This window comes from Aeromonas sp. CD (genome assembly GCF_033349375.1).
Lineage (GTDB): Bacteria > Pseudomonadota > Gammaproteobacteria > Enterobacterales > Aeromonadaceae > Aeromonas > Aeromonas hydrophila.
The window spans coordinates 1930042-1942887 of sequence record NZ_CP137631.1 but is presented as its reverse complement, the minus strand read 5'-3'; the positions used below and the strand labels follow the sequence as shown (position 1 = coordinate 1942887).

Annotated in this window: 12 protein-coding genes; 4 read left to right on the top strand and 8 right to left on the bottom strand. The window is 59.7% G+C overall.

The window, feature by feature from the left end; genetic code table 11:
* Positions 1-14: 14 nt before the first annotated feature.
* Entirely contained in the window at positions 15-1685 is a 1671-nt protein-coding gene (rpsA, locus tag R2E40_RS09090) for a 30S ribosomal protein S1 (protein ID WP_011705690.1), read from the bottom strand.
* Between the two features lie 93 nt (positions 1686-1778).
* Positions 1779-2471: a (d)CMP kinase gene (cmk, locus tag R2E40_RS09085; RefSeq protein ID WP_318165269.1), complete on the bottom strand. Its 693-nt coding sequence runs from the start codon at positions 2469-2471 to the stop codon at positions 1779-1781.
* 249 nt (positions 2472-2720) lie between these two features.
* On the opposite strand from cmk, the gene ribA reads away from it, so the two are divergent.
* Complete coding sequence (gene ribA, locus R2E40_RS09080; RefSeq protein ID WP_010634253.1) at positions 2721-3314, top strand: GTP cyclohydrolase II; 594 nt, start codon at positions 2721-2723, stop codon at positions 3312-3314.
* A 78-nt stretch (positions 3315-3392) separates the two neighbouring features.
* On the opposite strand, the gene cysB is transcribed toward ribA, so the two are convergent.
* Together cysB and R2E40_RS09070 are read right to left on the bottom strand one after the other, a co-directional pair.
* The gene (gene cysB, locus R2E40_RS09075; protein WP_010634254.1) at positions 3393-4367 is read right to left on the bottom strand and encodes an HTH-type transcriptional regulator CysB; all 975 of its coding nucleotides are present in this window, start codon (positions 4365-4367) and stop codon (positions 3393-3395) included.
* A 73-nt stretch (positions 4368-4440) separates the two neighbouring features.
* Positions 4441-5316 carry a LysR family transcriptional regulator gene (locus tag R2E40_RS09070; RefSeq protein ID WP_010634255.1) on the bottom strand — a complete coding sequence of 292 codons (876 nt, stop codon included), beginning with the start codon at positions 5314-5316 and terminating at the stop codon, positions 4441-4443.
* Positions 5317-5409: 93 nt separating this feature from the next.
* Between R2E40_RS09070 and R2E40_RS09065 the strand changes: the two genes are divergently transcribed.
* Positions 5410-6618 carry an MFS transporter gene (locus R2E40_RS09065; RefSeq protein WP_318165268.1) on the top strand — a complete coding sequence of 403 codons (1209 nt, stop codon included), beginning with the start codon at positions 5410-5412 and terminating at the stop codon, positions 6616-6618.
* Between the two features lie 46 nt (positions 6619-6664).
* On the opposite strand, the gene R2E40_RS09060 is transcribed toward R2E40_RS09065, so the two are convergent.
* From R2E40_RS09060 to R2E40_RS09045, 4 genes are all read right to left on the bottom strand, one after another.
* Positions 6665-7219: a VOC family protein gene (locus tag R2E40_RS09060; protein ID WP_318165267.1), complete on the bottom strand. Its 555-nt coding sequence runs from the start codon at positions 7217-7219 to the stop codon at positions 6665-6667.
* Entirely contained in the window at positions 7213-7977 is a 765-nt protein-coding gene (locus tag R2E40_RS09055) for a DNA repair protein (RefSeq protein WP_042064367.1), read from the bottom strand. Before R2E40_RS09055 ends, R2E40_RS09060 begins: the two co-directional genes overlap by 7 nt.
* A 188-nt stretch (positions 7978-8165) precedes the next feature.
* Complete coding sequence (gene nfsA, locus R2E40_RS09050) at positions 8166-8891, bottom strand: oxygen-insensitive NADPH nitroreductase (RefSeq protein ID WP_318165266.1); 726 nt, start codon at positions 8889-8891, stop codon at positions 8166-8168.
* A gap of 88 nt (positions 8892-8979) precedes the next feature.
* On the bottom strand, positions 8980-10917 hold the full coding sequence (locus R2E40_RS09045) for a putative bifunctional diguanylate cyclase/phosphodiesterase (RefSeq protein WP_017410190.1): 1938 nt from the start codon (positions 10915-10917) through the stop codon (positions 8980-8982).
* 166 nt (positions 10918-11083) lie between these two features.
* On the opposite strand from R2E40_RS09045, the gene R2E40_RS09040 reads away from it, so the two are divergent.
* Positions 11084-11785, top strand: a complete 702-nt coding sequence (locus R2E40_RS09040) for a DUF2982 domain-containing protein (RefSeq protein WP_045526401.1) — start codon at positions 11084-11086, stop codon at positions 11783-11785.
* Positions 11786-11858: 73 nt separating this feature from the next.
* Positions 11859-12797 carry a LysR family transcriptional regulator gene (locus tag R2E40_RS09035; protein WP_011705681.1) on the top strand — a complete coding sequence of 313 codons (939 nt, stop codon included), beginning with the start codon at positions 11859-11861 and terminating at the stop codon, positions 12795-12797.
* Positions 12798-12846: the final 49 nt, after the last annotated feature.

Here is a 12846-nt window from a genome sequence, read left to right as displayed (position 1 = left end):
TCTTGCATCAAGGATTATTCACCCTTGGCGGCTTTGAACGCTTCAGCCATGGCATTGCTGAACACAACTTCTTCTTGTTGGTTCAGGCTGTCGATAGCAACACGCTCATCAGCCTCGTCCTTAGCGCGGACAGACAGGCTTACAGTGCGGTTCTTGCGATCAACGCCCATGAACTTGGCTTCAACTTCGTCACCAACAGACAGCACCAGAGTGGCGTCTTCTACGCGGTCACGAGCAGCGTCGGAGGCACGCAGGTAGCCTTCTACGCCGTCAGCCAGTTCGATCACGGCACCTTTGGCATCAACCTCGGTAACCTTACCCTTCACAATAGCACCTTTCTTGTTGTCAGACAGGTACTTATTGAACGGGTCTTCTTCGATCTGCTTGACGCCCAGGGAGATGCGCTCGCGCTCCGGGTCCACTTGCAGAACAACGGCTTCGATCTCGTCGCCCTTCTTGAATTCACGTACGGCTTCTTCGCCCTGGTTGTTCCAGGAGATGTCAGACAGGTGAACCAGGCCGTCGATGCCGCCATCCAGACCGATGAAGATACCGAAGTCAGTGATGGACTTGATCTTGCCGGAAACACGGTCGCCCTTGGCGTGAGTTTCGGCAAACAGCTGCCACGGGTTGGATTTGCACTGCTTCAGACCCAGGGAGATACGACGACGTTCTTCGTCGATGTCCAGAACCATCACATCAACCACGTCGCCAACGTTAACAACCTTGGACGGGTGGATGTTCTTGTTGGTCCAATCCATCTCGGATACGTGTACCAGGCCTTCCACGCCTTCTTCGATTTCAACGAAGCAGCCGTAGTCGGTCAGGTTGGTCACGCGGCCAGACAGACGGGTGGTCTCCGGGTAACGCTTGGCGATAGCAACCCAGGGATCTTCGCCCAGCTGCTTCAGACCCAGGGATACACGGGTACGCTCGCGGTCGAACTTCAGAACCTTGACTGCGATCTCGTCGCCAACGTTGACGATTTCGGAAGGATGCTTAACGCGCTTCCACGCCATGTCGGTGATGTGCAGCAGGCCGTCAACACCGCCCAGATCTACGAATGCACCGTAGTCGGTCAGGTTCTTGACGATACCCTTAACTTCTTGACCTTCTTGCAGGTTAGCCAGCAGGCTTTCGCGCTCGGAGGTGTTCTCGGTCTCGATCACGGCACGACGGGAAACAACAACGTTGTTGCGCTTCTGGTCCAGCTTGATGACTTTGAACTCGAGTTCTTTGTTTTCCAGGTGAGCGGTGTCACGGATCGGACGCACGTCAACCAGAGAACCCGGCAGGAAGGCACGAATGCCGTTCAGTTCAACGGTGAAACCACCCTTGACCTTGCCGTTGATGATACCGATAACGGTAGCTTGCTCTTCGTAAGCTTTTTCAAGCTGCAGCCAGGCTTCGTGGCGCTTGGCTTTTTCGCGGGACAGCTTGGTTTCGCCGAAACCATCTTCGATAGAGTCCAGAGCCACGTCAACGGAGTCGCCTACGTTGATTTCCAGCTCGCCCATGGCGTTCTTGAATTCTTCAGCCGGGATAGCGGACTCGGATTTCAGACCGGCGTCAACCAGTACGAAACCATTTTCGATAGCAACGACAGTACCCTTGACGATGGAACCTTGACGGGTTTCAACGGCGTTCAGGGACTCTTCAAAGAGTTGAGCAAAAGATTCGATCATTGTTTATGTCACAAATGAAACATCCACTTGCAATCCGGCACAAGCGGGGTTGTTTTAAATTATCTGCGCCATCCATGGTGCAGACGACTGACATCAGTTTGTACTGACATCACCAAGTTGTTGCTCTGCATAGGCAAGCACCGTTACCAGCACTTCCTCTATGGACATGGCGGTTGAATCCACCACGAGAGCATCTTCTGCCGGTTTAAGGGGGGCAACGGCGCGATTTCTGTCGCGATCGTCACGTTCCCGAATCTCGGTTAAAAGACGCTCAAAGTTAACATCAAAGCCCTTATCTTGCAACTGCTTATAGCGGCGAGCAGCCCGTTCTTCGGCGCTGGCATCGAGAAAAATCTTCACCTCGGCTTCCGGGAAAACCACGGTTCCCATGTCACGACCGTCGGCGATGAGGCCGGGGGCTTGGCGGAATGCCCGCTGACGACGCAGCAGGGCTTCGCGTACCCGCGGGAAGGCGGCGATTTTACTGGCGGCATTGCCCACTTCCTCGGTACGGATGGTACGGGAGACATCCTCCCCTTCCAGCACGGCTTTAACCTGCTCGGCATCGACCTGGAACTGCACATCCAGATTGGCGGCCAGGGGAACCAGCGCAGCTTCGGCATCGAGCTCTACATCGTGATGCAGGGCGGCCAGGGCCAGCACCCGATAGATGGCGCCAGAATCGAGCAGGTGCCAACCCAGTTTTTCAGCCAGCAACTGACACAGGGTGCCCTTGCCTGCACCACTCGGGCCATCAATTGTCATCACGGGGGCCATCTGCGGCATAACGTCTCTCCTGCACACTTGTTGCACACATCCCGGGAGGGATGGGGTAATGGGCGCCGATTATACCCAAATGTGCCGAGCCTGGCAGTCGTCGTGGCACACATTTGCGCAAAACCAGTCGCAACTGTCCTCTTTGTGTACCGCCAGGCAAACCATTAAGTTGTGCAAGGTTTTGTTCTTATGGTTGTTCCGCACAAGGCGCGCTAAACTGGCCGCCCTTTTTTAAGCAGCTGTAGTAAGGAGCAACCTATGAGCAGCGTTACCCTCGTGGCCAAATCCAAGTTGCCGACCCCCTGGGGCACTTTCACGCTGGTAGGCTTTCAGGAAACCGGCACCGGCAAGGATCACGCCGCACTGGTGATGGGCGATATCACGGGTGATGAGCCGGTGCTGGGCCGCATTCACTCCGAGTGCCTGACCGGCGATGCCCTGTTCAGTCTGCGTTGCGACTGTGGCTTCCAGCTGCAGGCTGCATTGGAAAACATCGCCAAGGCCGGCCGTGGCGTCTTGCTGTACGTGCGTCAGGAAGGGCGCGGCATCGGCCTGCTCAACAAGATCCGGGCCTATCATCTGCAGGATCAAGGCGCCGACACCGTCGAGGCCAACGTGGCGCTCGGCTTTGCCGCCGACATGCGCGACTACACCATCTGCGCCGACATGCTCAAGCAACTGGAGGTGAAATCCCTCAAGTTGATGACCAACAACCCGCGCAAGATGAAGGCGATGGAATCCTTCGGCATTCCGGTGGCGGAGCGGGTGCCCTTGCAGGAAGGGCGCAATCCCCACAACGAGTTCTACCTCTCGACCAAGGCCAACAAGCTGGATCACATGTTCAAGAAGTGATCCCGCCTTGCCGCTCGTCGCCATGAAAAACGCCTCCCATCGGGAGGCGTTTTTTGTTGCTCTCGTATCGCCGCGACGCTAGCGGATAGGCAGCTCGATATCGGCAAACATGGCATCCACGTCGTCGCTGGAGCGCAGTGCTATGGCACGCTCCACCACGTCCCGGGTCAGATGCGGGGCAAAACGGGTCATGAAGTCATACATGTAGGTACGCAGGAAAGAGCCCTTGCGAAAGCCGATCTTGGTGGTGCTGTGGGCAAACAGGTGGCTGGCATCGAGCGCCACCAGATCAGTATCGACCTGGGGATCCAGCGCCATGGTCGCCATCACGCCGATCCCCACCCCCAGCCGGACATAGGTCTTGATCACGTCCGCATCGGTGGCGGTAAAGACGATGTTGGGCTCAAAACCGGCCCGGTTGAAGGCGGTATCGAGTTCGGAGCGGCCGGTAAAGCCGAACACATAGGTCACCAGCGGGAAGCGGGCGATGTCGGCGATGGAGAGCTTGCCGACCTGGGTCAGCGGATGGCCCTTGGGCACGATCACGCTGCGGTTCCAGTGGTAGCAGGGCAGCATGATGAGATCTTCATACAGGTGCAGCGCCTCGGTGGCGATGGCAAAGTCGGCCTGGCCCTTGACCACGGCTTCGCTGATCTGGGTCGGCGTGCCCTGGTGCATGTGCAAGGAGACCTTGGGAAAGCGCTTGATGAAGCCCTTGATCACGTCAGGCAGCGCATAACGGGCCTGGGTGTGGGTGGTCGCAATGTGGAGCGTGCCCTGCTCGGGGTGAGTGTGCTGACTCGCCACCGACTTGATGCTCTCCACCTTGCCCAGGATCTCGTTGGCAATCTTGATCACGTCCCGGCCAGCCGGGGTGATCTGGGTCAGATGTTTGCCGCTGCGCTCGAAAATCTGGATCCCCAGCTCATCTTCCAGCATGCGCACCTGTTTGCTGATCCCTGGCTGAGAGGTGTAGAGGCTCTCTGCCGTTGCCGACACGTTCAGTCTGTGGTTGGCAACCTCAACGATATAACGCAATTGTTGGAGTTTCATGATGTTAGGCTCTAAAGGCGACTTGAACTAATACTAACAAACTTTTGCCTGATAGCCCTTCCTTCTTGGCCATTTATGGCTGTGCCTGTGCCAGCAAAAAATCCCGCAAGGCGCGGTTGGCCATGGAGAGCGGATCCCCTCGCCGCCACGCCACGCACAGATCGAGAAAGATCGGGGGGGCAAACGGGATCCCGGTCAGGGCAGGCTCTTCGTCCAGCGCCATCCGCAAGAAGGTGGTCACCGCAAAGCCCTGCTTCACCACCGCCTTGAGCAGCGGGATGAGGTTGCTCTCAAAGGCGATGTCGGGCTCACAGCCCAGCCCCTGGGCCAGCGCTTCCATGTGTTCGCGGTGATAGAAGCCGCGGCGAAACATCGCCAGCTCCTGGCTGAAGAACTCGCTCAGCGACACACTCCGGGCCTGGCGCAGCGGATGCTCCTCCCCCACCACCATCAACATCTCTTCACGCAGCAGCTGGGCCCCTTCCAACGCCGGCGGCAGATCGCTGGTGATGAGGATGGCGAGATCGAGCGAGCCGTCCACCATGCGGCTCAACAGCTCGCGGGTGCCCGCCTCCTCCACCCGGATTTTGAGGCCGGGGTAACGATGCTTGAAGGCCATCAGGATCGGCGGAAAGTAATAGGAGCCCATCATATAGGGGATGCCGATGCGCACCTCTCCGCGCTCCAGCCCCTTGAGCTCGGCCATCTCGGCCTCGGCCTGATGCATCTGCCGCAGCAGGCGCTCGGCATGGCGGCAGAGCACCTCCCCTTCCGGGGTGAGCCGCACGTTGCGATCCTGACGGTCGAACAAGCGCAGCTCGAGCTGCTGCTCCAGCTTGGCGATGGCCATGCTGATGGCGGGCTGCGCCACGTGCAACCCGTTGGCCGCCTTGGTAAAGGAGCCGGCATCCCGCACTGCCAGCAGATAGGTGAGCTGTTTCAGGTCCATATCAATTTGGTTTATCAGATGGATAACTTAAATATATTATATTTATGTTCTGGCGCGCACTAACCTGCAACAAAGCTGTCAGGACAATTGCATATGATCGAAGTCGGTAGTCGTGAATGGATCCGCGCCACCCTGGCCCTCAGCCTGGGCTCCTTCCTGGTGTTTCTCAATCTCTATCAAACCCACCCGCTGCTGCCGCTGCTGGCCGAGGTGTTCTCCGTCAGCTCGCTGTCGGCCGGCTGGACCCTGGCCGGTTGCACCGCTGGGCTCGCCGCCTCGCTGCTCGTCTGCGCCCGACTGGCGGATCGCTTCGGCCGGCGCCGGATCATGCTGTGGAGTCTGACCGGCGCCATCCTGCTCTCCCTGCTCATCAGCCTGGTCAGTCAATTTGAACAACTGCTGCTGCTACGGATCCTGCAGGGGGCCCTGCTGGCGGGGCTGCCCGCCACCGCCATCGCCTACATGGGGGAAGAGTTCAGTAAGCGGGCCCTGCTCTCTGCCGTCGGGGTCTACATCGCCGCCAACTCGCTGGGGGGCATCGCCGGGCGAGTGGTCGGCGGTCTGCTGGCCGGCTGGTTTGGCGACTGGCAGCACACCTTTCTCGGCATCGGGCTCATCAGCCTGGCGCTGCTTCCTCTCGTCATCTGGCTGCTGCCAGCCCAGACCCGTTTCGTGCCCGTCATCGCCAAGCCGGGCCAATTTCGTCAAGCCATCGCCAGCCACCTCGGCAACCCGCTGCTGGTGGGGGCCTACCTCATCGGCGGCCTCAACTTCATGGTGTTTCTGAACCAATACAGCTACCTCACCTTTCTGCTGGCCAGCCCTCCTTTCTCCTTGCCGACCCAGTGGCTCGGCATGCTGTTTCTGACCTATCTGTCTGGGACTGTGGCCTCCTCCCTCAGCGGCCGCTGTGCCCATCGCTGGGGCGCGCAGCGCCTGCTGCTGGTCGGCATAGCCCTGATGGCGCTCGGCAGCGCCCTGCTGCTGGGCGGCTCGCTCGGCGCCATCCTCTCAGGCCTGCTCATCTCGAGTTTCGGCTTTTTCCTTGCCCACGCCTGCGCCAGCGCCTGGGTCGGCCAGCACGTGGAGCACAACCGGGCGCTCGCCTCGTCGCTCTATCTAGTGGGTTACTATCTGGGAGCCAGTCTGGGAGGGCTCTATCTGCACCCTTTCTGGGAGCAAGGGGAACTCGGGGGATTGGTGCTCGGCATCGAGCTGGTACTGGTCATCACGGCGGGGTTGAGCCTCTGGCTCGGCCACTTGAAGGGACGCCCCGCCCACCCCCGCATCTGCCATCCCTGATGCTATCTCGGCTATGAAACGGGGCCGGTCAAGCGGCCCCGTTTCATCAAGGCTGGTCGTAGTAGCCGGCAGGCACCGGCACCACGGCGCCGCTCACCAGCTCTTCCTCGATCACCTCGGCCAAGGTGCGCAGATGAAATTTGATCTGCCCAGAGGCCAGCATCACCGCCACGTCAGGATTGCGCTCATCGCGCAGGTTGCCGGTTTTGAAGGACACCTCGGGATGGGCCGCCAGCAAGGCGTCCAGCGAAGGCACCACCAGTTCGATATGTTCCAGCCCAGCCTGGTGGTTGCGACCCGGTTTGGGCGCCGCCAGCTCGATGCAGGGCACGATGCCGTGGGCGTGGGGCACCGGTTGGTGCAGGCGGTAGGTGGCGATGGGCCGTCCGCCGATCATCCCCTCCACCAGCAGGTCACCATGGCTTGCCAGCAGTGCCTTCAGGGCCTGGTACTCAGGCAAGGTAGCGGCCCGGTAGCAGAGGTGGTCGACCTCGATGGCGGCAGGATGGATGGCGAGGGCCTCCAGCTCGGTCAACAGCTGGCAAACAAATGGGGCCATCGGCCCCAGTGTGGTATCGAGTGAGTGCGACATAATCACCATTTCTTCTTGGGTTGGAACAGGACGTCCAGCTCGTCCGCCTCTTTGTCCTTGATGCTTTGCAGCTCTTTCTCACTGTGCTCCTGCAGATGGGCATCGAGTCCGGCCAGACCCTGCCGCATGTCCTCTTCACGGGCCATCAGGTAGGGATCCTTTTCGGTGACGCTGGCCAGGGCCGAAAGCCCCTTGGTGTAGAGCTGCCGGCAGGTGCCGAACTGCCCCTGGATCTGGGCATCCATGGCCCGTTTCACCAGGTTGGCAATGTTGATCTTGAGCTGCATCAGCTCGAGGCGGCGATCCTCCTGGGCAAAACCCTGCGGATCTATCTTGCCCTTGTTGTGTTCGACCCGCAGCACGGCCCGCATCTTCTTGACCAACTGCAGCATCTGGATGGCCTGACGATCCGACTCCGGGGTCTTGAAGTGCCCCTCATCCTGGCTGCTGTAGTTCTCCTGCACGTTCTTGATCTGGGTCTGCACGTCGGCAATGCGCTGCTTGATCTGGCCGCTCGGCATCACCAGAGCGATCGCGCGATAGGCATCGAGGATCCGGTGCTGCAGCAACAACACTATGTTCTTGGAGAAGGGCACCAGGTTGACGTTGAGCAGCATCTCTTCGGTTTCATCCACCACCGACTTGTGGCGGGCGATGGCGTGACGCTTGTCGGCCTCTGCCTTCTGCTTATATTGCTGCACCACGTTATAGGCGATGACCAGAAACAGGAGTGCGCCAATAGACAGCAATACCAGGGTTAAAATCATAGGAAGTCCAAACTCCTGTCCCAATCCAATTGCGTGATCCTACAACAGCTTACCTAGTTAAGGTAGTCCGCAGCGCGGAGCTTGCCCCCGATTTGTTGTGCCCAGACGGGCAGGAACACAAGGGAAAGCCAGGATCACGCGGCGCTGGCGACACCGCCATTACCCCTTAGTATCGCCCATCGGGCCCATTACTTGAGGTTGAACCCCCTGGAACGCAGGAAATCCTGCATGAAGGGGCGCGCCTCCTTGCCCAGGATGCCCCGGATCTGGCCGCTCCAGCTCTGCTGCTTGTTGTTGCTGCTGCGGGACTGGTAGTAAGCCTCGATCTGCTGGTCGTAGCCGGCAAGCAGATCCCGATCCAGTTCGGTCTGATAGTGGTTTTCATGCACCACCAGAGCGCGGGGCAGACGGGGTTTCTGTTCGGGCGCCTGGGCGGGGTGGCCGAGGCAGAGACCAAACAGCGGGATCACCTGATATGGCAGCCCCACCGCCTCGCTCACGGCAGCCGGATTGTTGCGGATCCCGCCGATATAGACGCCGCCAAGACCCATGGATTGGGCTGCCAGCAGGGCGTTCTGGGCCATCAGGGCGCCGTCGATGGCGCCGATCAGCAGCTGCTCCACAAAGCCGGTCTGGGCATCCGGCACCACTTCGCAGTGGCGATGGTAGTCGGCGCAAAAGAGCAGGAACTCGGCGGCCTGGGCCACGTAGGCCTGATGCCCCGCCAGTTCGGCCAGGCGGCTGCGCAGTGCCTTGTCGGTCACCCGGATGATGCTGTTGGCCTGCAGGAAGCTGGAGCTGGAAGCGGCCTGGGCCGCACTCAGGATCTGGTCGAGCTGAATGTCGGTGATGGGCTCGGCGGTAAATTGACGAATGGAGCGATGGGCGAGAATAAGGTCGAGAGTCGGGTTCATGATGCCTCCAGAGACGAAGCCCACACTCTACCCAAAAACAGCGAGGGGCCCAAGGCCCCTCGCATTAGCAGCGCCACAGAGTCATCCGTTAGCCTGCCAGCGGATAGCGGCCGGCCTTGCAGCTGACCATGAAACGGCTCTCTTCCACCTGTGCCACCGTCATCGGCTTGCTGAACAGGAACCCCTGAAACACGTGGCAGCCCTGGGTGCGCAGGGCGGCAAGCTCGTGCTCATCCTCCACCCCTTCGGCCATGATGCCGAGACCCAGGCTGGTGGCCATGGCGACGGTGGCGCGGATCACCGGCAGGTTGAGGCCCACCACGAAGGAGCGATCCAGCTTGATGGTATCGATGGGCAGCCGGTTGAGATAGGCCAGCGACGAGTAGCCGGTACCGAAATCGTCGATGGCAATCTTGATCCCCTGCGCGCTCAGGGCATCGAGGATCTCGATGCACCCCTTCATGTCCAGCATCAACACCGTCTCGGTCAGCTCCAGCGTCAGCAGGCTGGCCGCCACCCCGAACTCCTTGAGCTGCTGGGCCACCAGTTCAGGCAGGGCGGAAGAGAGCTGGAAGCCGGAGAGATTGACCGACACCGGCACGTTCACCCGCCACTCCCGTTGCCAGTGGGCCATCTGGGCCAGCGCCGTCGACAACACCCAGCTGCCTATCTCGCGGATCAGCCCCATCTCTTCCGCCAGCGGGATGAACTCCACCGGCGAAACCTGGCCCAGCACGGGATTGTGCCAGCGCAGCAGCGCCTCGTAGCCGAGCAGCTTGCCCTGTGCCACATCCACCTGAGGCTGGTAGCAGAGGCTCAGCTCCCCCCGCCCGATGGCCTTGGCCAGGAACTGCTTCAGGGTCAGCTTGCGATGCAGAGTCTGCTGCATGCTGGGGGTGAAGCGCTGCCAGCGCAGCCGGCCCATCTGCTTGGCCTGGTACATGGCCATGTCGGCGCGGGTGATGAGGTTGTCGCCGTCGTCCGCATCGTCCGGATAGATGGCGATGCCGATGCTGCCGCCGATGGTCACCTCGGGCACGCCGCTCAGCTGCAGCGGCTTGGTCATCTGGGAGAGCATGAGGTCGGCCACCTCCTGCGCCCGATCGCTCGAGTGGCTGAGCGGCACCAGGGCGGTGAATTCGTCGCCACCGAGCCGGGCCAGCTCCACATCGCGCGGACAGATCTGCTTGAGCCGGCCGGCAACCCGCTCCAGCAGCCGATCACCGGCCTTGTGGCCGTAGTTGTCGTTGACCAGCTTGAAGTTGTCCAAGTCCATGAACACCAGCGCAAAACGCCCGCCCAGCCCGCAATAGGCCTCCAGCGATTTCATCAAGCCATAGCGATTGAGTAGGCCGGTCAGCGAGTCGTGCCAGGCCAGGTGGCGGTGTTCGAGCTCTTCCAGTTTGCGGTCGGTGATGTCGCGCATGGTGAGCAGGATCTGGGCCCCCTGCTGAATGTGGCGAAACTGGTACTGAAACCAGCGCATTCCCTTGAGGGTGCGGCACTCCCCCTCGGCCACCACTTCATCGAGGCGGGAGAGCTTCTGGTAGAAAGCCTCGTCATTGCCGGAAAAGAGCTGGGAGAGGTAGCGGATCTGGTTGCCGAAACACATGTCGAAATGGTGGTTGCCGCTCTCCAGCTGGCCCTGATTGTCAAACAGACAGGCCAGGGTATCGCCGGTGGCGAGCGAGGACTCCTGATAGAGGGTATCGGCGTCGATCACCGCTTCGGTCATCATCATCAGCCGACCCGCCAGCTGGATGCCGGAGAGGCGCAGATAGATCTGCTTTTTCACGCCCTTGGGGGAAAGCGTCCACCACTCGCTGTAGCTGCGCCCCTGCTGGAAATCCCCGAGGTAGCGCTGCAGTAGCAGATCGATGGCCTGTGCCATGTCGGCCGAGAAATCGCGCGATTGCAGCTCGCCCAGCGAGCTCGCTTCCCACACGCTCAAGGCGGCGCGATTGGCCCAGTAGATGTGGTGATGCCGGATGTCATAAACCCAGATTGGGGTATGCAGCACATCCATCCCGTTCAATAACCGTTCGTCTAGCGTATTCATCTAATATGGTGATTCATGATGTGTGATCACAGGGAAACCCAGCGACGGAGGGCCCTCCCGGGCACCCGGTGCTGGTACAAAATCGGATCCAGCCCATAATGTGAAACAAGCATGCGCAAAGGGCTGACTTCATATGAAAACGCTACATGTGAAACCCATGGTCAGAAAAAACGGACTCACGTTGGTATTGTTGGGCATCATAGTAACCATTGCTATGATTTTTATACTTTTTTTATTCGGTGAACAACCACTAATCCCCCTCGTCTCCGGCCTGCTGGCGGGGCTGATGATGATATTTATCGGCTCATTGAAGCTGATTGAGCCTCACTTCAGTCTCTCGCTCTGTCACGATTGTCTGCAATATCACCATAAATACGGCGGTTGGATCCTGAAATGGAGAAATATTCAGCGAATAGACCAGCCGCGCATTCATCTGGGCTGGGATCTGGTCCCCCTGCCCTATATCGGTTTGAAAATAAAAGATTACGACGATTTTTTGACATTGATCACACCCAGATTGGCAGTACGCCTGCTGACCGAGCAACGCAGCGTCTTGCTGCAGGCCCTGCGTAGCGAACAACCAGCCTGCAGCGGCGGGGGTTGTGCCTATGCCTTTCAGGGCGAGGGATTGCTGGAAGAGAGCCATTTTCGCTCTCCCTCCGGTCAGCGCTATGAGGGGGTGATCGCCATGCTGGCCAACCGCATGACCCGACTGCGCGAGCTGCTCGGCTACGATCTGCTGGTGCCGGACAACAGCCTTGACCGGGATCCGGTCGAATTTGTCCGGCTGTTGCACCAGTACCAGCGGGAGTCGAATCTAATCCAGATCAATTAAACGCCGGATTGAGCTTGCCAAGGCGGGCGCCTCTTCTTAAGGTCACTGGCTTGTTACACCCAGAACACCGCTTATGAAGTACATCGAAGAGTTCTATCTGTTCGTCAAGGTGGTGCAAGAGGGAGGCTTCTCCCACGCGGCTGCCGCACTGGGCATGCCAACCGGCACCATCAGTCGACGTATTTCTCAGCTGGAAGAGCAGCTCGGCTGCTCCTTGCTACACAGATCCACCCGCAAACTCCGCCTCACCGACGAAGGGCTGCGCTACTACGAGCGCCTGTGTACCCCGCTGGCTGCGATCGAGCAGGCCACCGGCGAGATCCAGGGCAAAGAGGCCGACATCAACGGGGTGATCCGTCTGGCGGCCCCCATCGCCCTCTCCAACACCATTCTGGTCGACATGCTGGCGGACTTTGGCCTGCACTACCCCGAGGTGCAGTTCGACATTACCCAGACCAACGACCACCAGCATCTGTTCGACAACGATCGGGATCTGGTGTTCTTCAACGGCGAGCTGCCGCAGTCCTTGCCCAATGCACTCTGCCTTGGCCACATCGAATACGGCCTGTTTGCCTCCCCGCTCTATCTGGAGAAGATGGGTACTCCGGCACATCCCGCCCAGCTGGAAGAGCACGCGCTGATCTACTGCTGGCCACACCAGCACTGGCAGTTGACCGATCGGGACGAGCAGACGGTACAGATCAAGCGCACCGCCAAACTGACCGTCAACCAGACCCAGGCTGCCGTCCGGGCAGCCAGGCGCCACCTGGGGATCGTCAATGCCCCGCTCCACTACGTGCATCCCTTCCTGCAGGATGAGCAGCTGGTCCCGGTACTGCCCGACTGGAAAACCGGCAACCGACCCTTCTATATGTTGCGCTGCCAGCCTCAGTTTGCCCCGCTGCGTGTTAAGATGTTCGCTGAATTTGTTGAAAAATATTCAGCGCGCTACCGGAATCGCCAATGGGACAATCAATTTTCACCGGCGACCAGCCTGTCCCATTGCATCTGACCGTTGGCGGGCCACACTTATAGCAATCCTCGTTGACCAGGCCAGCCTA

Bases quoted from the DNA above. Each gene is read 5' to 3' on its own strand.
- rpsA (WP_011705690.1), bottom strand. From the start codon at position 1,685: ATGATCGAATCTTTTGCTCAACTCTTTGAAGAGTCCCTGAACGCCGTT.
- cmk (WP_318165269.1), bottom strand. From the start codon at position 2,471: ATGCCGCAGATGGCCCCCGTGATGACAATTGATGGCCCGAGTGGTGCA.
- ribA (WP_010634253.1), top strand. From the start codon at position 2,721: ATGAGCAGCGTTACCCTCGTGGCCAAATCCAAGTTGCCGACCCCCTGG.
- cysB (WP_010634254.1), bottom strand. From the start codon at position 4,367: ATGAAACTCCAACAATTGCGTTATATCGTTGAGGTTGCCAACCACAGA.
- R2E40_RS09070 (WP_010634255.1), bottom strand. From the start codon at position 5,316: ATGGACCTGAAACAGCTCACCTATCTGCTGGCAGTGCGGGATGCCGGC.
- R2E40_RS09065 (WP_318165268.1), top strand. From the start codon at position 5,410: ATGATCGAAGTCGGTAGTCGTGAATGGATCCGCGCCACCCTGGCCCTC.
- R2E40_RS09060 (WP_318165267.1), bottom strand. From the start codon at position 7,219: ATGGTGATTATGTCGCACTCACTCGATACCACACTGGGGCCGATGGCC.
- R2E40_RS09055 (WP_042064367.1), bottom strand. From the start codon at position 7,977: ATGATTTTAACCCTGGTATTGCTGTCTATTGGCGCACTCCTGTTTCTG.
- nfsA (WP_318165266.1), bottom strand. From the start codon at position 8,891: ATGAACCCGACTCTCGACCTTATTCTCGCCCATCGCTCCATTCGTCAA.
- R2E40_RS09045 (WP_017410190.1), bottom strand. From the start codon at position 10,917: ATGGATGTGCTGCATACCCCAATCTGGGTTTATGACATCCGGCATCAC.
- R2E40_RS09040 (WP_045526401.1), top strand. From the start codon at position 11,084: ATGAAAACGCTACATGTGAAACCCATGGTCAGAAAAAACGGACTCACG.
- R2E40_RS09035 (WP_011705681.1), top strand. From the start codon at position 11,859: ATGAAGTACATCGAAGAGTTCTATCTGTTCGTCAAGGTGGTGCAAGAG.